Source organism: Novosphingobium sp. B-7 (assembly GCF_000410615.1).
Taxonomy (GTDB): Bacteria; Pseudomonadota; Alphaproteobacteria; order Sphingomonadales; family Sphingomonadaceae; genus Novosphingobium; species Novosphingobium capsulatum.
This window is the reverse complement of sequence record NZ_KE148372.1, coordinates 4,003-25,511: the sequence shown is the minus strand read 5'-3', so window position 1 is coordinate 25,511 and position 21,509 is coordinate 4,003. Positions and strand designations below refer to the sequence as shown.

Here is a 21,509-nt window from a genome sequence, read left to right as displayed (position 1 = left end):
GGGCGCGCTCGATGCCACGCTGACCACGCCGGCGCCGCTGCCGTTGCCGCCGGCCAGCGTGGCCGTGGGCGATCCCGCCAGCCTGCTGCGCAACCGCCCCGATATCCGCATGGCCGAGCGCCAGCTGGCCGCCGCCAATGCCGACATCGGCGCACAGATCGCAGCTGGCCTGCCCAAGATCAGCTTCATGGGCCTGCTGGGCCTGGGTGGCACCAGCATCGGCGATGTGGTCGATCCGTCCAAGATCATCGGCCTGGCCCTGCCGCAAATCCGCTGGAGCCTGTTCGATGGTGGGCGCAACAAGGCACAGGTGGCCAGCAAGCGCCAGGCCTATGCCGAGCAGGAAGCCAATTATCGCAACACCGTGCTGACCGCGCTGCAGGATGCCGAAGGCTCCCTCACCCGCTTTGGCAGCCAGCGCCAGGTCTATGGCAAGGCGCTGGATAGCCAGGCGCAGGCCGCGCGGGCGCAAGCCCTGCAGCAACAGCGGGCCAATGCCGGCACCGTGGCCCGCAGCGACGCCTTGAGCGCGCAACGCCAGCAGGTGCAGGCAGCCCAAGCCACCGCAGCGGCCGCGGCAGAGCTGACCACCGATTTCATCGCCGTGGAAAAGGCGCTTGGCCTGGGGTGGCAGGCACCGGCCCAGGACCGCTGAAATGAGCCAGATCCGTTCCGTTTATAGCGCTTTGCGAACGCCCGAATCTGTGTCAATTTTCCTTCACAAGACGCCGCAAAGGCGTGAGCCACTCGGACAGAGGGTTGGGAAGGATGGATTGGTTTTCGGATATCGGCCGCCGCGTCTGGCTGGCCTATCAGGAAGGGCTGGAAATGACCTGCCCCGCACATCGCGAATGCGTAAAGCGGCCGGGACAGATTGCGGCACGCGACAGTGCATCGGCCTTGCCCGGAACGGCAGCGGAATTTTCGGCGTCGTACACCTTCGTCGCGCAGATCGATGCGGCCACGGGCAACGGGAGTGCGGCCGATGACTCTGCCGCCGCATTCCAGCACGGATCAACCGCCCGCCACTGACGCACCGGCCACTGACGGCATGGCATCGCCCGCCGCGCCGCGGCGGGGGCGCCCCTCGGTGGCAGAGGCGGAACAGCTTTACGGCAAGATTCTCGACGCCAGTTGGGAGGTTTTGCTCGACAGCGGGCTGGATACCTTCACGTTCGATCGCGTTGCGCGCCATGCCCATATCGGCAAGGCCACGATCTATTCCCGCTTTGCCGGCAAGCGCGAACTGCTTGAAGCGCTAGTCCATCACGGCGTGAGCAAACGTCGCGATGCGATTGCCGCGCTGGAGAGCCAGGTCTCGCTGGCCGAAACGTTCCGCTTGCGTGCGGTGGAAACGCTGGAACTGCTGCACTCGCCCGATGGCCAGCTGATGGAACGGCTGATCGACTGGCTCGATACCGAGGCCGGCAGCCCACAGGGGGGCTATCGGGCGATGGTCTATCGCAACGCGGTCGAAAAGATTCGCAGCCTGTTCGAAACAGCGCAGCAGCGGGGCGAGATCGTCATCGACGATTGCGAGAACGCCGCGCGCTTTTGGCTCGAAGGTCTGTTGGGCCACTACAAGATGGCCAGTTCCGAAGGCGGGCATGATCGCGCCAAGCACATGCACTGGGCTGATCGCTACATCAGCTTCTTCTTTGCCGGGGTGCGCCAGCAAGGATCGCCCGGCGCGCCGCCACGCTGACCGATCGCATCCCGCCCTCGCCCGGCATCGGCCAGGCGCGGGCGGGAACGCGGATCAGGACTGGCGCTTGGCCTTGAGCGCGAAATCGACCGTCACGCCATCGAGCAGCGTATCGGTGCCACCCCATTCACCGGTGCCGACGCCAAACGCCGTGCGTGACAACGTGGCGGTGCCGTGCGCGGTCGCCCGATCGCCATCGATCGTCAGCACAAAGGCCAGTGGCACCGGGCGGATCTTGCCGGCCAGCGACAGCGTACCTTCGGCGACATAGTGCCCGGGCGACTGCGCGCGGAAACGCGATGCAGTATAGATCGCCTGGGGATGTGCGGCGGCGCGGAAGAAATTGTCGCCCTTGAGCATGTCGTCGCGCTGCGCATCGCCGGTGCCGACCGAAGCCAGATCGATCGTGGCGCGCAGCGTGGAATGGGCAAGATCATCGGGCGAGAACACGATCTTGGCGTCCCAGCGGCCAAAGCTGCCGTTGATCGCGTCACCCGAATAGGTGGCGTGGAAGCCAAGCTTGCCACCGGGCGCGAGTTGCCAGGCAACCGCCTTGGCAGCAGCCTCAGCGCCGGCGGATCCATCGGCCACGGGCGCCGCCGCGCTGGCCGGCGCCTGAACTGCGGCATCGCTGGCCATATCGGTGGCCGCTTCTGACTCATCGCCATCGGGATCAGCCGACGCGGCTGCAACCGGCGCCACCGCCGGGCCACCAAACGGCCAGACCTTGGCAAGCGCCATGGCCCCTGCCGAACCGATCAGCGCGATGATGACGCCGATGGTCAGGCCGCGGCGGGTATTGGCCGGAATCATCCGCCCCAGCAGATCGTCGCCCATGAAGTGATGGCGCAGCGCGCCAGCGACGTGCAGCGCGAACAGGCCCAGCGTCACCAGGCCAAGCGCGCCGTGAATGGTTTCGGCCGGCTCGTGCCAGGCATGACCGACCGGCAGGTTGGGCATCGGCAACGTGCCGAACACCATGGTCTGCAGGCGGATCTTGGACGTGGACACCATGATCCAGCCCGACAGCGGGCCCACGATCATCACCGCATAGAGCAGGACGTGCACGACCTTGACCAGCAGCTTTACCGCCGGCGCGCCTTCGGCCGGTGCCGGGCGCCGCGCCACCAGACGCACGCCCAGGCGCGCGAGGCTGAGCGCCAGGATCAGGAAGCCGACCGACTTGTGAAACTGGTAGCCGGCAAAGCTGGCCGTGCCCTTGGGCAGGTCTTCCAGCCGCCAGCCGAGCGACACCTGAAACAGCAGCAACGCCGCGATCGACCAGTGGAGGATGATCGCACTCAGGGCATAGCGCTTTGGCGACAGCCCCCGCGAAAACGTGTCATTCATGCCGCGAAAATCTCCTCATCCTCTTGGCCACCCGCGCTGTCTATAACAGGCGATTGTGGCTTTTGATATGCCCAGCCGATCCATGCCGGATCAGGTGCGATCCAGCCGGTGCATGTCACCGATCGAGCGCCATCGTCATCACGACGAACCAGGCTGGAGCGCGCGTTGCAGCCATGCCATGGTTCGCTGCGTCACCGCGCGTGGGCGCCCTGCCCCGCGCCATCAGGAGACCGCATTTCCCATGAGCAGCAGCCCCTGGAGCCACAGCCGCCGCGCCGGCGTCGCCGATGACGTGGACTTTGCCATTCGCGGCAATGACCTGCAGTTCGTCGAGATCGAACTCGATCCCGGCGAGAGCGCCGTGGCCGAGGCTGGCGCGTTTGTCTGGAAGGATGCCGCGATCGAGATGACCACGGTGTTTGGCGATGGCAGCGACGGCGATGGCGGCGGCTTCATGGGCAAGCTGCTGGGCGCGGGCAAGCGCCTCGTCACCGGGGCCAGCCTGTTCACCACCGTGTTCACCCACCAGGGCCACGGCAAGGCGCGCGTTGCGTTTGCAGCGCCGGTGCCGGGCACGATCCTGCCGCTCAAGCTGTCAGACCTGGGTGGCACGCTGATCTGCCAGAAAGACAGCTTTCTGGCGGCCGCGCGCGGCGTCTCGATCGGCATCGCGTTCCAGCGCCGGATCATGACCGGCCTGTTTGGCGGCGAAGGCTTTGTCATGCAGCGGCTGGATGGCGATGGCTGGGTCTTTGTCCAGATGGGCGGCACCCTGGTGGAACGCGAGCTTGGCCCTGGCGAACAGCTCCATGTCGATACGGGGTGCCTGGCCGCCTATACGCCCTCGATCGATTTCGACCTGGTGCGCGCGGGCGGCGTGCGCAGCGTGCTGTTTGGCGGCGAAGGCCTGTTCTTTGCGCGCCTGACCGGGCCGGGCAAAGTGTGGATCCAGTCCCTGCCCTTTGCCCGCCTGGCCGGTCGCGTGGTTGCCGCTGCCATACCCGGCGGGGGCAGCAACCGCGGCGAAGGTTCGGTGCTGGGCCCGCTGGGTGATTTCATCGACGGCAATCGCTAGGGTTTCGGGATAGGCCCTTCGACAGGCTCAGGGCGAACGGACCTTGGAGAAATTCCCTTGGTTTCCGTTCGGGCTGAGCTTGTCGAAGCCCGCTCCCCCGCGCGCCGCTTAGAACTGCGTGCGCACGGTAAGGCCATAGGTGCGCGGATCGCCGACCTGGCCCACGATCAGGCCGGTGTTGCCCGAACCGACCGCGAGCTGCTCGAAATAGTGCGTGTCAAAGGCATTGCGCAGCCAACCATAGATATCGAAGCGGCCCTCGCGGCGCACGCCCAGGCGGAAGTTGGTGAGCGCGTAACCTTCAATCCAGGTATAGGCCGAAGGGGTGGGGTTGGACGAAAAGCGCGAGCGATAGTTGCCATCGACGCCGAGATAGACCTGCCCTTCCCCGCCGAACGCCTGGACCGGCAGGTTGACTTCGCCGCCATAGGAGAACGACCACTTCGACACGCCGGGCAGCACCTGGCCGGAAATGTCGCACGACAGCGGGCTGATCCCCGGCGTGCCCGGCGTGGCCGGCGTGCCGATCAGGTTGCCATTGGCATCGACATTCTGGGTGCCGCCCGAAAGCTCGGGCGCGCAAGGTGCGTTCTTGAAGCGCACATACTTGGCATCGGTATAGGCGGCATTGGAATAGAGACTGATCCGCTCGCTCGGCCGCACCGCGAAATCGACTTCCACGCCCTGGGTGCGAACCTTTTCCGCATTGGCGAGGTAGCCGCGCAGCGCGCCCACGGTGTAGTTCGTCACCTGCGCCTGATAGTCGTTGATATCGGTGCGGAACGCAGCGACGTTGAACGTGCCCTTGCGGTTCCAGAACTGCGTCTTGATGCCCAGTTCAAAGTGGTTGACGCGTTCCGGCTTGATCGTGGCAAACTGCAGCAGCGGAGTGCCATCGGTGTTGGCCGGCACGCCGTTGAGGTTGATGCCGCCCGATTTGAAGCTGCGCGCATAAGTGCCATAGACGTGGACGTCGCTGGTGGGATCCCAGGCCAGCGTCGCGTCGCCCGACAGGTTCCAGTCGCTGAAATTGGCAACGAAGTACTGCGGCGCGAGCACGGCCAGCTGGGCTTTTTGCCGCGCGGTGTTGTTGGTGGCAAACGTGACAAGAGCGCCGTTTCCATCGGTGACGGTGGAATTGTAGATCCCGTCCTTCTTGTCATAGTTGAGGCGCACACCCGGCTGGATCGACAGCGTGTCGGTCAGCTTGTAGCCGAACTTGCCATAGATTGCCGCGCTAGTGTTCTTGAGCGTGATGTCGTTCGCGGCGGTCAGGCCGTTGAGCACGCTGGGATCGTTCGACAGCGCATTGCTCGGCGCGATCAGGAACTTGCTCGCCGCCGGGCCCTGCTGCTGAATGCCGGTGGTGTGGATCTTCTGATAGAAGCCGAATGCGCCGACGGTATAGTTGAAGCGGCCGGTTTCACCGGTCAGGCGCAGTTCCTGGGTATATTGGTCCTGGTGCGAGGGATTGTTGGACTTGGTGGTGATCGGCAGGCCGAGGTAATCGCGGTCGTTCGACGGGTCCCAATCCCAATAGCGCCACGCCGTGATCGAGGTGATCGTGCCCAGCCCAGTCTGGATCTTGGCGCGCAGCGAAACGCCGCCCACTTCGTTCTTGGCGCGCAGGGCCACGTCTTCGTCGGTCACCCGATCGAACGGATTGGTGCTGGGCACGGCATAGTTCTGCGCGGCAGCGAGCGCGGCGTACTGGCGGTTGAGCGGGCGCTGCGTGGCGCCGGTGCGCACATAGACCAGCGCGCAGCAGTTGGGGTTCTGTTTGTTGTAATCCCCCGCCAGCGTCACTTCGACCGTGCTCGACGGGCGCCACAGGAATTGCAGGCGCGCGCCCTTGTTGTCTTGCGAATTGATCCACTGGCGCTGCTTGACGTTATAGACCGTCCCGTCGCGCTCGGTAAACGAGCCGGCCAGGCGCACCGCCAGGGTATCGCTGAGCGGGCCGGACACCGCGCCCTTGAGCTGGACGAAGCCAAGGTTGCCGGCGGTCGCTTCCAGCCGGGCCTCGGGCTCGAACGTGGGGGCGCGGGTGGTGATGTTGAGCGCGCCGGCGGTGGTGTTCTTGCCAAACAGCGTGCCCTGCGGCCCGCGCAGCACTTCGATGCGGCTCACGTCGAGGAAGTCGAACGTGGAGGACGCGGCACGGGCATAGAACACGTCATCGATGTAGACGCCCACACCCTGTTCGATGCCGTCGTTGGTCAGGCCCAGCGGCGCGCCCAGCCCGCGGATGTTGACCGAGGTGTTGCGCGGGTTGGACGAATAGAATTGCAGCGTGGGCGTCAACTGCGTGAGGCGGCCGACATTGAACGCACCGGCGGCATCGATATGCGCGCCGCCCACCACGGTGACGGCCAGCGGCACGGTCTGCACGGTTTCGGCGCGGCGGCGGGCGGTGACGACGATGCTGTCATCCACCGGCGGCTGGGCAGCGGCTGGCACAGATTTGCTGGAGGCGTCTGCCGGCGCAGGCGCATCGGCGGCATGGGCCGGGGCGGCAAGCGCGAGAGCAAGGCCAACGGAAGCCACCGACGCGGCGAGATGGGCGCGAACGAGCATGCTGATATCCCTTTCGACATGCCGGACCACGCGCGCGGAGGGGTTCCGTGGCGGGTGGCGGCATGGTCTGTTGTTGGTTTTTGCCATGGCCGGCGGCCCTCCCCAGAGCCGTGGTGCCGCCATGGATTGCTTGGCGTGATCGAAAATTCTGGCGGATCAGTGGTTGTTGAAGCGACGCTTCTCGGTCACGTCGATCTGCACGACGCGCCCTTCGTGAACGGTGAGGCCGACTTGGCCATAGCGCAGCCCGGCCAGGGCCTCGCGCACGCTGTCGAGCGATTGCTCGATCAGGCGGGCCTGTTCCGGATCGCGGGTGGCCGGATCTGCATTGGCAGGTGTGATGGACATCGGCTCTCTCTTGCAAAGGCTTGGGTCTTGGCCCCGCCGCGGCGAGGTGCCTGTTGCCACCTTCTTATACTCAACTTTTACGATAGACATTAAACGAGTTGTTGGAGGCCAGATAGCGAAACTTTCGCCACGATGAACGGCGCTACGCCTCGCCCGCACACCAGCAGGCCCGGCCCAGCAACGCGGACCAAGCATTTGATAATATTCATCAACAACCAGAGTCCGCAGCGGGCTTGGGCATGCGCGGCCAGCCCGCTGCGGATCGGCCGTGGTCGCGCGCCTGGGCACGCGACTCACCGGGGCCATGCTCGCAATCTAGCGTAACGACGCCCGCTGACGAGCGGGCGGGCGGCGAAGCGGGCATGATTCTCGACAAAACGAGTAGAGATTAACGCACAGCTTGTAACGTTTCCTGACAGGGCCGCTTTGCACTTGCCAAGGCGCCGCTGCCCGTTTCTAACATCGTGCTTGTCATACAAGAGTAGCAAAGCGGAACGATGGCGCGCGGGACCGCAACAACACCAAGCAGGACAGCAATCGTGGCAGAAACCAGCGCAGCGCCGGGTGGCGTGCTGCCGATGCAGGCCCTATCCGCGTTGACCGAGGGTCCACCGCCGATGCGCTATTTCAACCGCGAGTTGAGCTGGCTGATGTTCAACCGCCGCGTTCTGGCCGAGGCGCAGAACACCAATTATCCGCTGCTGGAGCGGCTGCGCTTCCTGTCGATCTCGGGCAGCAACCTGGATGAATTCATGATGGTGCGCGTGGCCGGGATCGCCGGCCAGGTGCGGCGCGGGATCGACGAGGTTTCGATCGACGGGTTCAGCCCGGTCCAGCAGTTGCAGCAGATCCACGGCGCCGTGGAAGACCTGGTCAGCGCGCAGCGCGTGGTGCTGGGCGAACTGTCAGACCTGCTGGCCGACGCCGGCATCCATATGGTGGGCGACAAGCCCCTGCCCCGCCACCAGGCCGATTGGCTGGCGCGCTATTTCACCGAGCATGTCATGCCGGTGCTTACCCCCCAGGCGATCGATCCGGCGCACCCGTTCCCGTTTATCGCCAACCAGGGCACGGGCATCCTGTTCTCGATGGTGCGGGTGGCCGATAACGACCCGGTCACCGAGATGATCCTGGTGCCGCCGGCGCTGCCGCGCTTTGTCAAGCTGCCCGACGATGGCGGCTGGATCAGCATCGAGGAACTGGTGCGCCGCAACGCCGCCACGGTGTTTCCCGGCTTTCGCATCCAGGGTTCGGGCACGTTCCGCGTGCTGCGCGACAGCGACATGGAGATCGAGGAAGACGCCGAAGACCTGGTGCGCTATTTCCGCACGGCGATCCAGCGGCGGCGGCGCGGTAAAGTGATCATGCTGCAGTTGCAGGATGATTTCGATCCCACGGCCGAGCAATTGCTGCGCGACAAGCTGCGCCTGGACTATGCGCTGGTGGTGAAATCGCGCGGCTTGCTGGCGATGAACGGCCTGTCGCAGATCGTCGACATGCCGCGCCCGGAACTGAAGTTCGAGCCCTATAACCCGCGCTATCCCGAACGCGTGCTGGAACACGATGGCGATTGCTTTGCCGCGATCCGCGAAAAGGATCTGGTGATCCACCACCCGTTCGAAAGTTTCGACGTGGTGGTCGATTTCCTGCGCCAGGCCGCCGAAGATCCCGATGTGGTGGCGATCAAGCAGACGCTTTATCGCGCCGGCAAGCAATCGGCAGTGATCGCCGCGCTGATCGCGGCGGCCGAGGCGGGCAAGTCGGTCACGGCCGTGGTCGAACTCAAGGCGCGGTTTGACGAGGAGCAGAACCTGCACTGGGCGAGCCAGTTGGAGCGCGCCGGGGTCCAGGTGATCTACGGCTTCGTCGACTGGAAGACGCATGCCAAGGTTTCGATGGTGGTGCGGCGCGAGGGCGATGGCTATCGCACTTATTGCCACTTTGGCACCGGCAACTATCACCCGGTGACCGCACGCATCTATACCGACCTGTCGTTCTTTACCGCCGACCCCAAGGCGGGGCGCGATGCCGGGCAGCTGTTCAATTTCATCACCGGCTATGTCGAGCCCAAGAACACCGAGTTTCTTTCGATCTCGCCGATCGGCCTGCGCCGCACGCTGTATGATTGCATCGAGCGCGAGATCGCCTTTGCCCGCGCAGGCAAGCGCGCCGCGATCTGGGCCAAGCTCAATGCGCTGACCGACAGCCGCCTGATCGAGCGGCTCTATGCCGCAGCGCAGGCTGGCGTGGACATTTCGCTGGTGGTGCGCGGCATCTGCTGCCTGCGGCCCGGCGTGCCCGGGCTTTCGGAACGGATCACGGTGAAATCGATCATCGGCCGCTTTCTGGAGCACAGCCGCATCTGGGCGTTCGGCAACGGCGGCGCCCTGCCCAACCGGCGCGCGCGGGTGTTCATCTCCTCGGCCGACGGGATGAGCCGCAATCTGGATCGCCGGGTGGAAGTGCTGGTGCCGATCCGCAACCGCACGGTGCACGACCAGATCCTGGACCAAGTAATGCTGGCCAACCTCATCGATACCGAGCAAAGCTGGACTTTGCACGCCGATGGCGATTATCAGCGGGTTTCGTGTCGATCCGACGCGGGCGAGAAACCGTTCAATGTGCACCGCTATTTCATGACCAATCCTTCGCTTTCGGGCCGCGGCGCGGCCCTTACCAAGGGGCGCAAGGTACCCAAGCTGGCGCTGCGGCGCGGTGGCGCAACGGTCGATTGACGGCGCGATGGCATTTGGCCTGTCCCGTGGCAAAGAAGCGCCCAAGCGCGCCATTATCGATATCGGCTCCAACACCGTGCGCCTGGTCATCTATGGCCAGCCGCTGCGCGCGCCCAAGGTGCTGCACAACGAGAAAGTGACCGCGCGCCTGGGCAAGGGCGTTGCGGAAAGCGGTGATCTTTCGCCCAAGGCCATGGCCCTGGCATTGGCCTCGCTCGCCCGGTTCAAGGCGATCCTGGCACTGCAGGGGGTGACCGAACTCGACGTGGTGGCCACCGCCGCCAGCCGCGACGCGCGCAATGGCGCCGCCTTCCTCGATGCCATCGCCAAGCTGGGCTTTTCCCCGCGCCTGCTCTCGGGCGAGGAAGAGGCGATCACCAGCGCGCATGGCGTGCTGGGCGCCTTTCCCAAGGCCAAGGGCGTGGTGGGCGATCTGGGCGGTGGCAGCCTGGAACTGGTGGATGTGGACGGGCAGCGCTGCACCCACGGGGTCAGCCTGCCGCTGGGCACGCTGCGCCTGCCCGCGCTGCGCGCCGAAGGGCAGCGCGCTTTCGGGCAGAAGATCACCAAGGCGCTGGCCAAGGCGGAATGGAAAGCCACGCCGGGGCAGACGCTCTATCTCGTCGGCGGCTCGCTGCGCGCCTTTGCCCGCCACATGATGGTGGAAACGCGCTTTCCGATCGATGATCCGCATGGCTATGTCGCCGATCCTGCCCTGGCGCTCAAGCTGGCCAAGGCCCTGGCGCGGCGCAAGGGAGAGGCTGTTGCGCCGATCGCGGGGGTTTCCGGCGGGCGCCTTGCCAGCCTGCCCGATACTGCCGCGCTGCTCGCCGTGCTGATCGCCCGGCTAAAGCCTGAACGGCTGGTATTTTCGGCTTGGGGCCTGCGCGAAGGCGTGCTGTGGGAAGCGATGCCCGATGCCGTGCGCGGGCAGGAACCGCTGGTCGCCGGCGCCTCTGCCTTTGCCCAGGAACATGGCATTTCACCCAACACCGCCAGCATGGTGGCCGGCTGGACCGCCGGCGTGGTGCAGACCGACGGGCCCGACCGGCGCGAACGCCTGCGCCTGGCCGCGACGATGCTGTGCATGGCCTCGGCCACGGTGGAGCCCAACCTGCGCGGCGACCTGGCGCACGAATGGGGCCTGCGCAAACGCTGGATCGGCGCCACCGCGCGCGATCGCGCGATGCTTGCCGCGGCCATGATCGCCAATACCGGCAAGCTGACGCTGCCCGAAGACCTCAACCTCCTCGCCACCCCCGCCTCGCTGCGCGAAGCCCAGGCCTGGGGCCTTGCCACCCGCCTATGCCGGCGGTTCACCGTGGGCGCGCCCTCCGCGCTCAACGGCAGCACGCTGCGCCGCGAAGGCGAGGTACTTGTGATGGAAGTGGAAGACCGCCATGCCGTGCTGATCAACGACAGCGTGGGCCGGGACTTGAAAGCGCTTGCCGCGCATCTGGGGCTGAAGGCGGCGATCAGGGAGCGGTAGGACTCAACCCGGGCGGACGACCATCGCAAACAGGCGGTCGAGGTTGAGCTGAATGTCCTGGACCGATGGATTGTCTGCGTATTTGGCCATGCCAAGCGGCAAACTCATGCTCTCGTGCAAGGCCGAAGCCTCGGCGTCGGTCAGAATATTGCGGCCGCGCAGGATGTTCGCCAGGCTGACGATGCCGTTGATGGCCGAAATATCAGACGCTTCGTGCGCATCGAGCAACTGGGGGTCGATGAGGCTGGGACTATCCGTCATGAAACTGGCTCCACCGGTTGGCGATGCCGGCAATCTTGCTGATTTTCCGGCATGCCAACGACGCGCCGAGGGTTGGCATCGGCGCGGCCAGAGTGGCAAAGCAGGGCAGTTGCCCGCTTGGTCTTACCGCTTGATCGTGACGATCCCGACCGGCGCTGGCCTGGTCGATGGATTGGAGGCGTTAAGCTTGGGCGGCTTGGCCGCCTTGGGCTTGCGCACTTCCTTGTTGGATTTCTTTTGACCCTTGGCCATGCCAATTCCTTTTCACGGTGCGAGCAACGCTCTTTACTTTGACGCGTATTCGCCCGGCTGTGCGCCAAAGTTGTCGCGCGCGAATGTGCGGGCGCCAGCCATGGTCTTGAACAGTTCGTCTTGCAGCGCCGCCGTGACCAACGGATACCCTTGCGAATTGTATCGGATACTGCGCACGGTCAGCCGGAAATTGCCTTCCGCATCCTTGTTGATCAGGAACGGACGATTTTTCGGATCAGACATTTTCGGCCTCCAGCAATGTCAATTCGGCATGTAGCGACAGGTGCGGTGTGGTCGCGCGGTTGGATCAACCGCGCGACCCGCATCCATCAGGCAGCCTGGAGATTGACTGCCGAAACCTTGCCACGGCGATCGGTTTCCAACTCGTAGGAAACGCGCTGGTCCTTTTCGAGCGTGCGCATGCCGGCGCGTTCCACGGCCGAGATGTGCACGAAGGCATCGGTGCCGCCGTCATTGGGCGCAATGAAGCCATAGCCCTTGTCGACGTTGAAAAACTTTACGGTTCCGGTCGTCATATGGATAACCCTTTATCCCATGGTTTGACGGGCATGCGCCAACAGCGGCGCATCCCGGCTTCTGTAGTGCTAGAAAAGGATAAAGGGGTGGCATAAAGCTGCCGATTTATCCGTCGCATGCGACGTAAGCACAACCCTAATAACACGATGCCGAAAAATTGAAAGGCAATTCTCGGTTTTCGGCCGCATTATGGCCGCGATTGATGCGCGATACAGCAGGCCACATGGGGAAAATACCAGCGAAATCTCACCACCAATGCGCGGCGATTTTGGCGACTGCGGGGTAGCCGACTCAAGGAACTGCAGCCCGCCTGCCGCCTGCGGGAGGGGTTGGGGTAGGGTTTGTTGGGAAGCCCCCTTCCCCAGTCGCGTGCCCCAGCCCGTATGAACGGTTACGCCCATTCCGGTTTGCGGACATTCACGCCCTGTGCAAGACTTGCTCCGCGAACATGGTGGAGGGCTGGCTTGAGCGAGCATCGAGGACGCTGTCATTGCGGGCGAATCCAGATCGTGCTTCGCGATACGCTGGTGGATGCGAGTGAGTGCAACTGTTCAATATGCAGACGCATTGCTGGAGTGTGGTACTATTGCTCACCTGATTTGGTGACCATCGAAGGCACCGGGACAGCGTATCGGCAAGGGGATTGCGCACTCGACCTTTGGCATTGCGCAAGCTGTGGCTGCACAACACACTGGACCGCAACGGACCCAGCCTATCGGCGTATGGGCGTGAACCTCCGGATGTTCGCCCCCGAAGTTTGGAAAGACCTGCCGCGACGATTGATAGACGGTGCAAGCTTCTGACGCCGTGCCTCACATCGTTCGCATCCCACCAGCCCCAGCCAGCCGCCCAGCCGCTGAATTTACCCCCGCGCCCTAATCAATCCTGAGCCCGCCAACCCGCCGGAACAGCTCCAGAATCAGCGGGTCGCGCTCGGCGCTCCTGATCGCCGCTTCGAAGCGCAGTTGCCGCTTGGGCGATGGCAGGACTTGCACCAGTTCCCCGCTCGCCAGTTCGCCGCGCACCATGGTTTCGGGCAACAGCGCGGCGCCGCTGCCCAGGCGGATGATTTCGACCAAGGCGCGGACGTTGTTGCAGGTGCGGATGACTGGCGGCGTGATGCCGTGCTGCGCGAGGGATTCGCGCATGATGCCGTGGATGGGTGAGTGTTCCGGGATCGACCACACCGGCAGCGCTTGCTTGAAGCCGCCGGCCTGCGCCGTGGCCTTGCTGGCCGCCCAGACCAGCGCGACGCTGCCCAATGGCGTGGTGCGCACGCCGGGGCTGGCGACCGGGCCGGCGAGGAACACCATGTCGCTGGTGCCGGCGAGCAGTTGCTGGAGCATGCGGGCGGTTAGGTCGAGCTCGATCTCCAGCGTCACGCCGGGCAGGTCCTGCTCCACCGCCGCGACGAAGGCGGGCAGGCAACTGGCGGCGGCGATCTCGCCGGTGCCGATGCGCACGATGCCGGTGGCGCCGCCAAAGTCGCTCGCCTTGAACAGCGCGCGTTCGAAGCCGGCCCACAGCGGCTCGAAATCGGCGACCAGGGCGCGGCCGCGCGCGGTGAGCACCATGTTGCGCCCTTCGCGGCGGAACAGATCGACGCCCAATTGCTCCTCGATCTCTTTCACGCGGGCGGAAATGGCGGGCTGCGTAGTATTGAGCCGCTCTGCCGCGGCGCGGAACGTGCCCAGGCGGGCAATCCACAGCAGGGTTTCGAGGTGATAGATGGCCAGGCGCTTCATGGGCCTGCGGTATCATATCCAGGTCTTATCATAAAAGATAACAATGTATCGCTAGTTCCGATCGATTGGCTGGCGTAAGACGGGGCATCAATGGAGAGGTGCCGATGGCCAACAAGATCTATCCCTCTGCCACAGCCGCGCTGGACGGGCTGTTGCACGATGGCCTGCTGATCGCCTGCGGGGGCTTTGGCCTTTGCGGAATCCCTGAGCGGCTGCTGGATGCGGTGCGCGAGTCCGGGGTGAGCGGGCTGACCTTTGCCAGCAACAATGCCGGCATCGACAACGAAGGCATCGGCAAGCTGCTGCGCACGCGCCAGGTCAAGAAGATGATCTCGTCCTATGTGGGCGAGAACAAGGAATTCGAACGCCAGTATCTGTCGGGCGAGCTGGAGGTGGAATTCTGCCCCCAGGGCACCCTGGCCGAGCGCATGCGCGCGGGCGGCGCAGGCATTCCCGGCTTCTACACCAAGACCGGCGTGGGCACGCTGGTGGCCGAGGGCAAGGAAGTGAAGAATTTCGACGGGCAGGACTATATCCTGGAACGCGGGATCTTTGCCGACCTGTCGCTGGTCAAGGCGTGGAAGGCGGACGAGAGCGGCAACGTGGTGTTCCGCAAGACGGCGCGCAATTTCAACGTGCCGGCCGCGACCTGCGGCAAGGTCTGCGTGGTGGAAGTGGAAGAGATCGTGCCGACCGGCAGCCTCGATGCCGATGGCATCCACCTGCCGGGCGTCTATGTCCAGCGGCTGGTGCTGGGCGCGCCCTATGACAAGAAGATCGAATTCCGCACCACCCGTGCGCGGGAGAACGCCTGATGCCCTGGACTCGTGACGAAATGGCCGCGCGCGCGGCGCGCGAACTTCAAGATGGGTTCTATGTGAACCTGGGCATCGGCATCCCCACGCTGGTGGCCAACCACATTCCCGCCGGCATGGAAGTGACGCTGCAATCGGAAAACGGGATGCTGGGCATCGGCCCCTTCCCGTTCGACGACGAGGTCGACGCCGACCTGATCAACGCCGGCAAGCAGACCATCAGCGAGCTGCCGCAGACCGCCTATTTCGATAGCGCGCAAAGCTTTGCCATGATCCGGGGCGGGCATATCGACCTGACCGTGCTGGGCGCGATGGAAGTGTCGCAGGGCGGCGATATCGCCAACTGGATGGTGCCCGGCAAGATGATCAAGGGCATGGGCGGCGCCATGGACCTGGTCGCGGGGGTGAAGCGCATCATCGTGGTGATGGAGCACTGCGCCAAGGACGGCAGCTCCAAGTTCATTCCTGATTGCACCCTGCCGCTGACCGGCAAGAACGTGGTCGACATGGTGATCACCGACCTCGCCGTGTTCCAGCGCCCGGATCACGACAGCCCGTTCCACCTGGTGGAGCTGGCGCCCGGCGTGACAGCCGAGGAAGTGGCCGCCAAGACCACGGCGCATTACGTGGCGGCCTGAACCATTGCTGCGCCGCCATGGCCGCAGGGCCACTGGCGGCGCAGTGCCCAGACTACCTTTTGAACCAACATGAAAATTTGGTCATTCATCCCGATGTCAGGCCCCAGCCGTTAGCCCCTGCCCCGGGACCGATGGGAAAGCGCAATCGGGAATTGACCATGACCTGGAACATCAACTTCCTGCACCCCGGCAAGGCTGTGAAGTGCGTCATCACCTCGCTCGTGCTGTCGATCCCGCTGTGGACCGGATCGCTGGTGGTGGCCAAGCTGGTGATCGTGCCCGAAGTGCGGGCGATTGCCGCACAGTGGAGCGGCGACGCACGCGCGCTGGTGCCCGAAAGCGAACGCCGGGCCGAGCAGGACACCCAGCCGCTGCTGATCGCCAGCCAGCATGAAGCCCATGTGATGGCCGACGCGCTGCGCCGGATCTAGACTGCTTACGCCTGCTGGCCCTCCACCCGGCGCAGGCGCTCTATCTCCAGCTCCACCTGGCTCATCATGCCGGTCTGCTGGCGGGCCATTTGCTCCACCGAGCCCAGCAATTCGCCAATGCGCGAGAACGAGGCGAACATCGCGCCGAGGCTGGCGGTGATGACATCAAAGCCATTGCGGGCATTGCCCAGCTTGGCCTCTGTCTGCGCGACATGGCCGCCCAGCCGGGTCATCGAATTGTCGACCTGGCCCAGCGATTCGCGGCTTTGATCGAGCGTGGTGCGGGTCATCTTGGCCAGGCTGCGCACTTCGTTGGCGACGATGGCAAAGGCGCGCCCGGCCTCGCCAGCGCGTGCCGCCTCGATCCCGGCGTTGAGCGAGAGCAGGTTGGTCTGCATGTTGATCTTGTCGATCACTTCGACGATGTCGCGCAGTTGAGCCATGGCCTGGGCGACATGGCCGAATTCGGTATCGAGCACCCCTTCCTCGTCGCTGTGGGCGAGGCCGGCCAGCCGCTGCTCGATCTCGGTGCGCATGGCATCGACATTTCGGCGCACATCCTCGGTTCCGCTGGCCACCTGGTCCAGCTCGTGCGCGAGGCGCGCGGTCTTCATCACGAAATCGGTAAGCCGGCCCAGCAACTGCTGGCGCAGCCCGTTGATCAGGCGCTGCTGGTTGAGCCGCGTTTCCACGAAATAGCGCGCGAACTGCGCATAGTGGATGGGGAACTGCTCCACGAACGGTTCGGTCAGCACCTCGCCCGGCGCGGGCTTGAAGAAGACCACCGCCGTCAAGGTCTGGTTGACGTTGATGCCCAGCAGTTCGCCAAACGTGGAAAAGCCCGCCGCCGGCACGTCGCCCCACAGCCCGTCGAGCGCGCCAAGCTGCGCGCCATTGCCCAGGCGGCGCAGGATGCAGTCGTTGAGCAGGGCGCCCACCGGATGCGGCTTGCCCCGCAGGAACGCCTCCAGATCGGCCCTGGTCTGCCCGGCGAAATCGGTGGCGGCCACCAGGTGCAATTCATCGCCGGGGTTGATGTCGCAATAGAAATGCACGGCCCCGGCCGCCACATCGATGCTGGCGATGGAGCGCACGAACAGCTGGTCGTTCAGGCGGATGGCAAACGTGTGCCCTTGCAGGCGCTGTTCCAGATCGTGCGGCTGGCACCCCATCATGGCGCTGAGCGCATCGACCACCGGCACGATCTCCACCGAGCCGGGCTCCACCACCGAAGTGACGCAGCGGGTTTCGGCCGAAGCTTCCATGATGATCACGCTGCGCCCGGTATCGACGAAGTTCTGCGTCTTGAAGATGCCGAAGCGCGCATCGTCGCGCATCTTGGCAAAGACGATCACCGCATGGTCCTGCAAGAAGCGTTCGCCATCGAACAGCCAGGTCGCCTGGAAATCCAGCTTGCCGCCAGCCGATCCACCGATGAACACGCATGGGAAGCGGCCGCAGCGATAGACCGCCTCCATGAAGAAGTTCTCGCTGGCGGAAAGCCCGTCGATCAGGGTGAGTGCCAGCGTATCATGGTGCCGTACCGGGAAGGACACAGACAGGCGCGAGAGGTGATCGGCGATCTCGTCAACGCGGCGTTCCTGCGCCTTGGCCGGCTTGCCGGCGCGGATATCCTCGTTGGCCAGGGGAACGGCATGGATGCTGGTAGCGGCAAACAGGTCTGGCCCGAAGACCTGCACCACCACTCTGTCCCACGCGCCATCGGCGGGGCAATAGAGCGGCCCCTGGCCATCGCCGCACAGCTCGCCCGCCGTGGTGACCGCCACCACGCGCGCCGGCGCGCACAACGGACGCAAACGCTGCACCACCGTTTCGAAATCGACGTGCGGGGACACATAGGCCATGACCAGCGCTGCCGCGACATCGCCAAAGCGGAAGGTTTCGTGGCCCAGCCCGTGCAGCATGCTGTTGCTGCGCACCACACGCATCGACGGCTGCGCCAGCGGGACAAAACTCTCGACAGGCGGCACGTCTTGATCCCACGCCGCCAAGGTGGGCAGTGGCGTGGGCGTTGCAGGGCTCCCAAAGACTTTGCGCAATCCGAACATGGTCGTCTCCGGCATTTTGGCCGGCTTAGACCTGCCATGGCCAACAAACCGTTGGGCGCCCCTGCGGAAAGTGCGTAGCCGTTCAGAGCAGGAAATCGCCCTTTACCAACGACAGGCTGCCTTGCAGCAGCAGCGTGAAATCAGCCAGGCCATCGCCGTTGATGTCCCCCTGAACCAGGGTGTTGCCGCCGGTGATAGCATAGCGCAACTCGCCCGCCACATGGTGGAAGGCGGCCGTGCCGATGAACGCAAAGGCATCGTCGGCGCTGGTCAGGCTGTTCGCGTCAATCGGCGTCAACACGATCAGATCGCCGTCCGCATGCTTGAAATCGGTGATCACGTCACACGTGGTGGCTGTGCTTCCGGCAAATTCGATCACCCGCTCAAACACGAAGCGATCGGCGCCGCTGCCGCCGGTGAGCCGGTCCTGGCCCGATCCGCCGCGCAAGGTATCGGCGCCGGCCATGCCGTTGATCGTATCGTTGCCGCCATTGCCCGACAGGATGTTGTCGTTGGCATCGCCCAGCAGGGTATCATTGTGGGCAGAGCCGGTAACGCGCTCCACGCCCGAGATCGTGTCCTTGCCCAGGCCCGCCGCCGTGCCATCGCCCACGCTCGTGGCCAGGTTGACGGTGACGCCCGCCGTCGCGCCGGCATAGGTGACAAGATCGAGGCCGGGGCCGCCGACATAGCGATCATTGCCCAGGTCATCGCCGGCCAGGAACGTGTCGTTGCCATCGCCGCCCGAGAGAATGTCATCGCCCTTGCCGCCCGAAAGCTTGTCATTCCCGCCATAGCCATAGAGCCGGTCGTTGCCGGCGTTGCCATAGAGCGCGTTGTTCGCCTCGTTGCCCACCAGCGTGTCGTTGCCGGCGCCGCCATAGCAATCCTCGATCGTCACGTTGTAGGCGATGCCGAGGTTGTTGGACACGCTGACATTGGTGAACCCCAGCGTGGAATAGGCGCCAGGGTGGAGATCGACCCAGCAATCCAGCTTGAACGTGCGCAGGTCGATCAGATCCTTGCCGCCGGCATCCCAGATCGTGGCGTAAAATGGGCTGCCGGGCGAATAGGCATAGGTGTTGTCGCCGGCATGATAGCTCATGTTGGCGCCATAGATCGCCTGGATCGCGGCGATATCGTAAACCATCGGCGTCTGGATGATATAGTCGAAGTCTTCCTTGGCCGGGTTATAGGCATAGACCCCATAGGGATCGTTGTAGGACATGATCGTGTAGTTGCGATAATCATACCCGGTGGGGATGATGAAGCCTTCGGATGGATGCGCCAGGCCCAGGGCGTGGCCGATTTCGTGCATCAGAGCGGTGAAATTGTAGGTGTTCACCGCGTAGGAATCGCGCCCATAGAGCGGGTTGATCCAGATATCGCCGTGGCTATTGGCCAGGCCGCCAGCCGTGGCCTTGGTATAGCCCCAGGCATCGCCCACGCGCGAGGACAGGCCCAGGCGAATGTCTCCCACCGTGCCACCGGCGGTTTCGGCCACCTGCTTGAACGAAAGGTTGGCGACATTGGCCCATTGCGCAAACGCCAGGGCGACATTGGCATAGTCACCAGACGGCAAGGCGCCGACTGTGGCTGCGGTCATTTCGGTGCCATAGCCACTGGCAAAGGCCGAGGCGACGCCGCCGCCCCAGATGAAGCTGTAGCTGACCACCGTCTTGCCGGCCGAAACGGTGGACCACGCCAGGCGATAGGCGGGATCGGCCTGAAGCAAGGCATTGAACCGCGCATCGGCGGTCAGCGAATAGGTCTTGACCGGCGATGCCTGGGTATAGGTGGCCACGCGTGCATTCCCGAACGGTTGAAGGCCTGCCTTGGTAGGCAAGCCTGCCGCGTTACGGGACGGACGACAGGTTCAAAGTGGAGGCGTGAGCGCGCCTCCCCCTGGCAAGGCGCCCAGGCTAGAGCACGAAATCAGTGGCGGCAAAGGCGATCTTGCCCGCCGCTTTCAGCCAGAAATCAGCCACGCCATCGCCGTTGACGTCACCCTGGATCACCGTGGCCCCGCCGCTGTACATATAGCGCAATTCGCCCGCCACCTTGTGGAAATTGGCGGTGCCGATGAAAGTGAAGGGATCATCGGCATTGGCGTTGGTGCTGATCGCATCGATCTGGTTGAGCTTGATCACGTCTTTCTGCGTCTTGCTGAAATCGGTGATCGCATCGCAACTGGCTAGGTCTTGCCCGGCAAAATCGGAAATGGCGGTAAAAACGAAAGCGTCCGCGCCGGCGCCCCCGGTCAGCGTGTCCTGCCCTGCCCCGCCGATCAGCGTATCGGCATCGTTGCCGCCCAGCAGCACGTCCTTGCCCGCGCCGCCGTTGAGCGTGTCGTTACCGCCATTGCCTGTCAGCGTATCGTCGCCGTCGCGGCCGAACAGCACATTGGCGATATCGTTGCCGACGAGTTTGTCGGCCCCGCTGCCGCCCGTGGCATTTTCGATCGTGCAGTTGAAGGCAATGCCCAGATTGTTGTTCAGCGTCTGCAGGTTGTCGAACACCAGGGTAGAATAGGCACCGGCGTGCAGATCGACGCGGCACCCCTTGGAAAAGGCGCTGACATCGATCGTGTCATTGCCGCCGCCGTCCCAGATTGCGGCGAAGAACGGTGCCGTGGCGGAGTAGCTGTAGGTGTCATCGCCGGCGTGAAAGCCGGTGTTGGCGCCATAGATCGCCTGGATCGCGGCGATGTCATAGACCATCGGCGACTTGATGAGGTATTCGGTCTGCCCCGTGCCACTGTTCACCCACCACACCCCCTTGGGATCGGTGTAGGACATGATCGTGTAATTGCGCACGTCAAAGCCCGAGGGCATCTTATTGCCTTCAAACGGGTGATCGAGGCCCAGGGCGTGGCCGACCTCGTGCATCATCGCCATGTAGTTATAGGTGCCCACGGCAAACGAGCCGTTGCCATAATTGGGCGAAATCCAGATATCGCCATGGGCATTGGCCGCGCCATTGGATACCAGCTTGCAATAGCCCCAGTATTGCCCGCTCACGCTGGACGATTGCGCGACGCGGATATCGCCGACGGTGCCGCTGTCGGTCTCGCTCACCTGGGTAAAGGTGATGTTGGCCACATCGGACCACGCCTGGAACGCCGCCTTGATGTTGGCGATCTGCGCGCTGGGCATGGCGCCATGGGTGGCCGCGCCCGGTTCGCTGCCATAGCCATTGGCAAACTTGCTGGCGACGCCATCGAGCCACGGGAAGCTGTAGGTGATCGCCGTCTTGCCATCGGCAATGGTCGACCACTTGGAGCGGAACATGGCCTTGGAATAGAGCAAGGCGTCAAAGTATTTGTTGCCGGTGAGCGCATAGGTCGAAACGACCGACGCATCGGTATAGCTGGGCATGGGCTGTGGTCCTTGATCGCACAATGCCCGGCTGGCGGGCTTTCCATGGCGAACAGGCCACATAGACCATCAACAGCGGGTATGTTTAAGGGCACGTGCTTGCAC

Annotated in this window: 20 protein-coding genes; 9 read left to right on the top strand and 11 right to left on the bottom strand. The window is 64.3% G+C overall.

Annotated features, from left to right (window positions below; translation table 11 throughout):
• The 3 genes from H926_RS0115285 to H926_RS0115275 form a co-directional block, all read left to right on the top strand.
• The coding region (locus H926_RS0115285) for a TolC family protein (protein WP_022677093.1) at nt 1–655 on the top strand (655 nt) is incomplete at its 5' end.
• 113 nt (nt 656–768) lie between these two features.
• Complete coding sequence (locus H926_RS0115280) at nt 769–1,032, top strand: hypothetical protein (RefSeq protein ID WP_022677092.1); 264 nt, start codon at nt 769–771, stop codon at nt 1,030–1,032.
• Nucleotides 1,033–1,051: 19 nt separating this feature from the next.
• The gene (locus H926_RS0115275) at nt 1,052–1,705 is read left to right on the top strand and encodes a TetR/AcrR family transcriptional regulator (protein ID WP_028658071.1); all 654 of its coding nucleotides are present in this window, start codon (nt 1,052–1,054) and stop codon (nt 1,703–1,705) included.
• A 54-nt stretch (nt 1,706–1,759) separates the two neighbouring features.
• Here H926_RS0115275 and H926_RS0115270 read toward each other — a convergent pair whose 3' ends face one another.
• Nucleotides 1,760–3,055 (bottom strand): cytochrome b/b6 domain-containing protein, encoded by a 1,296-nt coding sequence (locus tag H926_RS0115270; protein ID WP_022677090.1) that lies wholly within the window; start codon nt 3,053–3,055, stop codon nt 1,760–1,762.
• Nucleotides 3,056–3,296: 241 nt separating this feature from the next.
• Here H926_RS0115270 and H926_RS0115265 point away from each other — a divergent pair, with 241 nt between their 5' ends.
• Nucleotides 3,297–4,130, top strand: a complete 834-nt coding sequence (locus H926_RS0115265; protein ID WP_022677089.1) for a TIGR00266 family protein — start codon at nt 3,297–3,299, stop codon at nt 4,128–4,130.
• 108 nt (nt 4,131–4,238) lie between these two features.
• Here H926_RS0115265 and H926_RS0115260 read toward each other — a convergent pair whose 3' ends face one another.
• Both H926_RS0115260 and H926_RS0115255 read right to left on the bottom strand, forming a co-directional pair.
• Nucleotides 4,239–6,707 (bottom strand): TonB-dependent receptor, encoded by a 2,469-nt coding sequence (locus H926_RS0115260; RefSeq protein ID WP_022677088.1) that lies wholly within the window; start codon nt 6,705–6,707, stop codon nt 4,239–4,241.
• Between the two features lie 156 nt (nt 6,708–6,863).
• Nucleotides 6,864–7,055, bottom strand: a complete 192-nt coding sequence (locus H926_RS0115255) for a YezD family protein (RefSeq protein ID WP_022677087.1) — start codon at nt 7,053–7,055, stop codon at nt 6,864–6,866.
• 578 nt (nt 7,056–7,633) lie between these two features.
• Here H926_RS0115255 and H926_RS0115250 point away from each other — a divergent pair.
• Together H926_RS0115250 and H926_RS0115245 are read left to right on the top strand one after the other, a co-directional pair.
• Nucleotides 7,634–9,790, top strand: a complete 2,157-nt coding sequence (locus tag H926_RS0115250) for an RNA degradosome polyphosphate kinase (protein WP_192816558.1) — start codon at nt 7,634–7,636, stop codon at nt 9,788–9,790.
• A gap of 7 nt (nt 9,791–9,797) precedes the next feature.
• Nucleotides 9,798–11,279, top strand: a complete 1,482-nt coding sequence (locus H926_RS0115245) for an exopolyphosphatase (RefSeq protein WP_022677085.1) — start codon at nt 9,798–9,800, stop codon at nt 11,277–11,279.
• Nucleotides 11,280–11,282: 3 nt separating this feature from the next.
• On the opposite strand, the gene H926_RS0115240 is transcribed toward H926_RS0115245, so the two are convergent.
• From H926_RS0115240 to H926_RS0115220, 5 genes are all read right to left on the bottom strand, one after another.
• Entirely contained in the window at nt 11,283–11,540 is a 258-nt protein-coding gene (locus H926_RS0115240) for a hypothetical protein (protein ID WP_022677084.1), read from the bottom strand.
• A gap of 123 nt (nt 11,541–11,663) precedes the next feature.
• Nucleotides 11,664–11,792, bottom strand: coding sequence for a hypothetical protein (locus H926_RS35450; RefSeq protein ID WP_022677083.1), 129 nt, complete (start codon nt 11,790–11,792; stop codon nt 11,664–11,666).
• 33 nt (nt 11,793–11,825) lie between these two features.
• Entirely contained in the window at nt 11,826–12,035 is a 210-nt protein-coding gene (locus H926_RS0115230; protein WP_022677082.1) for a hypothetical protein, read from the bottom strand.
• An 86-nt stretch (nt 12,036–12,121) separates the two neighbouring features.
• Nucleotides 12,122–12,328 (bottom strand): cold-shock protein, encoded by a 207-nt coding sequence (locus H926_RS0115225; RefSeq protein WP_022677081.1) that lies wholly within the window; start codon nt 12,326–12,328, stop codon nt 12,122–12,124.
• Between the two features lie 876 nt (nt 12,329–13,204).
• On the bottom strand, nt 13,205–14,074 hold the full coding sequence (locus tag H926_RS0115220; RefSeq protein WP_022677080.1) for a LysR family transcriptional regulator: 870 nt from the start codon (nt 14,072–14,074) through the stop codon (nt 13,205–13,207).
• Nucleotides 14,075–14,178: 104 nt separating this feature from the next.
• Between H926_RS0115220 and H926_RS0115215 the strand changes: the two genes are divergently transcribed.
• From H926_RS0115215 to H926_RS0115205, 3 genes are all read left to right on the top strand, one after another.
• A complete protein-coding gene (locus tag H926_RS0115215; RefSeq protein WP_022677079.1) occupies nt 14,179–14,889 on the top strand; it encodes a CoA transferase subunit A in 711 nt (236 codons plus the stop codon).
• Nucleotides 14,889–15,527, top strand: a complete 639-nt coding sequence (locus H926_RS0115210; RefSeq protein WP_022677078.1) for a CoA transferase subunit B — start codon at nt 14,889–14,891, stop codon at nt 15,525–15,527. Before H926_RS0115215 ends, H926_RS0115210 begins: the two co-directional genes overlap by 1 nt.
• A gap of 158 nt (nt 15,528–15,685) precedes the next feature.
• Complete coding sequence (locus tag H926_RS0115205) at nt 15,686–15,958, top strand: hypothetical protein (RefSeq protein ID WP_022677077.1); 273 nt, start codon at nt 15,686–15,688, stop codon at nt 15,956–15,958.
• 5 nt (nt 15,959–15,963) lie between these two features.
• On the opposite strand, the gene H926_RS0115200 is transcribed toward H926_RS0115205, so the two are convergent.
• The 3 genes from H926_RS0115200 to H926_RS35495 all read right to left on the bottom strand — a co-directional run bounded on the left by H926_RS0115200 (nt 15,964) and on the right by H926_RS35495 (nt 21,404).
• Nucleotides 15,964–18,042 (bottom strand): FIST N-terminal domain-containing protein, encoded by a 2,079-nt coding sequence (locus tag H926_RS0115200; protein WP_022677076.1) that lies wholly within the window; start codon nt 18,040–18,042, stop codon nt 15,964–15,966.
• A gap of 67 nt (nt 18,043–18,109) precedes the next feature.
• Nucleotides 18,110–19,831 carry a M10 family metallopeptidase gene (locus H926_RS35500; RefSeq protein ID WP_022677075.1) on the bottom strand — a complete coding sequence of 574 codons (1,722 nt, stop codon included), beginning with the start codon at nt 19,829–19,831 and terminating at the stop codon, nt 18,110–18,112.
• A gap of 118 nt (nt 19,832–19,949) precedes the next feature.
• On the bottom strand, nt 19,950–21,404 hold the full coding sequence (locus tag H926_RS35495; protein ID WP_022677074.1) for a M10 family metallopeptidase: 1,455 nt from the start codon (nt 21,402–21,404) through the stop codon (nt 19,950–19,952).
• Nucleotides 21,405–21,509: the final 105 nt, after the last annotated feature.

Coding starts and splice junctions, on each gene's coding strand:
- H926_RS0115270 (WP_022677090.1), bottom strand. CDS start 3,055: ATGAATGACACGTTTTCGCGGGGGCTGTCGCCAAAGCGCTATGCCCTG.
- H926_RS0115200 (WP_022677076.1), bottom strand. CDS start 18,042: ATGCCGGAGACGACCATGTTCGGATTGCGCAAAGTCTTTGGGAGCCCT.
- H926_RS0115220 (WP_022677080.1), bottom strand. CDS start 14,074: ATGAAGCGCCTGGCCATCTATCACCTCGAAACCCTGCTGTGGATTGCC.
- H926_RS0115255 (WP_022677087.1), bottom strand. CDS start 7,055: ATGTCCATCACACCTGCCAATGCAGATCCGGCCACCCGCGATCCGGAA.
- H926_RS0115210 (WP_022677078.1), top strand. CDS start 14,889: ATGCCCTGGACTCGTGACGAAATGGCCGCGCGCGCGGCGCGCGAACTT.
- H926_RS35450 (WP_022677083.1), bottom strand. CDS start 11,792: ATGGCCAAGGGTCAAAAGAAATCCAACAAGGAAGTGCGCAAGCCCAAG.
- H926_RS0115205 (WP_022677077.1), top strand. CDS start 15,686: ATGACCTGGAACATCAACTTCCTGCACCCCGGCAAGGCTGTGAAGTGC.
- H926_RS0115240 (WP_022677084.1), bottom strand. CDS start 11,540: ATGACGGATAGTCCCAGCCTCATCGACCCCCAGTTGCTCGATGCGCAC.
- H926_RS35495 (WP_022677074.1), bottom strand. CDS start 21,404: ATGCCCAGCTATACCGATGCGTCGGTCGTTTCGACCTATGCGCTCACC.
- H926_RS0115280 (WP_022677092.1), top strand. CDS start 769: ATGGATTGGTTTTCGGATATCGGCCGCCGCGTCTGGCTGGCCTATCAG.
- H926_RS0115250 (WP_192816558.1), top strand. CDS start 7,634: ATGCAGGCCCTATCCGCGTTGACCGAGGGTCCACCGCCGATGCGCTAT.
- H926_RS0115275 (WP_028658071.1), top strand. CDS start 1,052: ATGGCATCGCCCGCCGCGCCGCGGCGGGGGCGCCCCTCGGTGGCAGAG.
- H926_RS0115265 (WP_022677089.1), top strand. CDS start 3,297: ATGAGCAGCAGCCCCTGGAGCCACAGCCGCCGCGCCGGCGTCGCCGAT.
- H926_RS0115215 (WP_022677079.1), top strand. CDS start 14,179: ATGGCCAACAAGATCTATCCCTCTGCCACAGCCGCGCTGGACGGGCTG.
- H926_RS0115230 (WP_022677082.1), bottom strand. CDS start 12,035: ATGTCTGATCCGAAAAATCGTCCGTTCCTGATCAACAAGGATGCGGAA.
- H926_RS0115245 (WP_022677085.1), top strand. CDS start 9,798: ATGGCATTTGGCCTGTCCCGTGGCAAAGAAGCGCCCAAGCGCGCCATT.
- H926_RS0115225 (WP_022677081.1), bottom strand. CDS start 12,328: ATGACGACCGGAACCGTAAAGTTTTTCAACGTCGACAAGGGCTATGGC.
- H926_RS0115260 (WP_022677088.1), bottom strand. CDS start 6,707: ATGCTCGTTCGCGCCCATCTCGCCGCGTCGGTGGCTTCCGTTGGCCTT.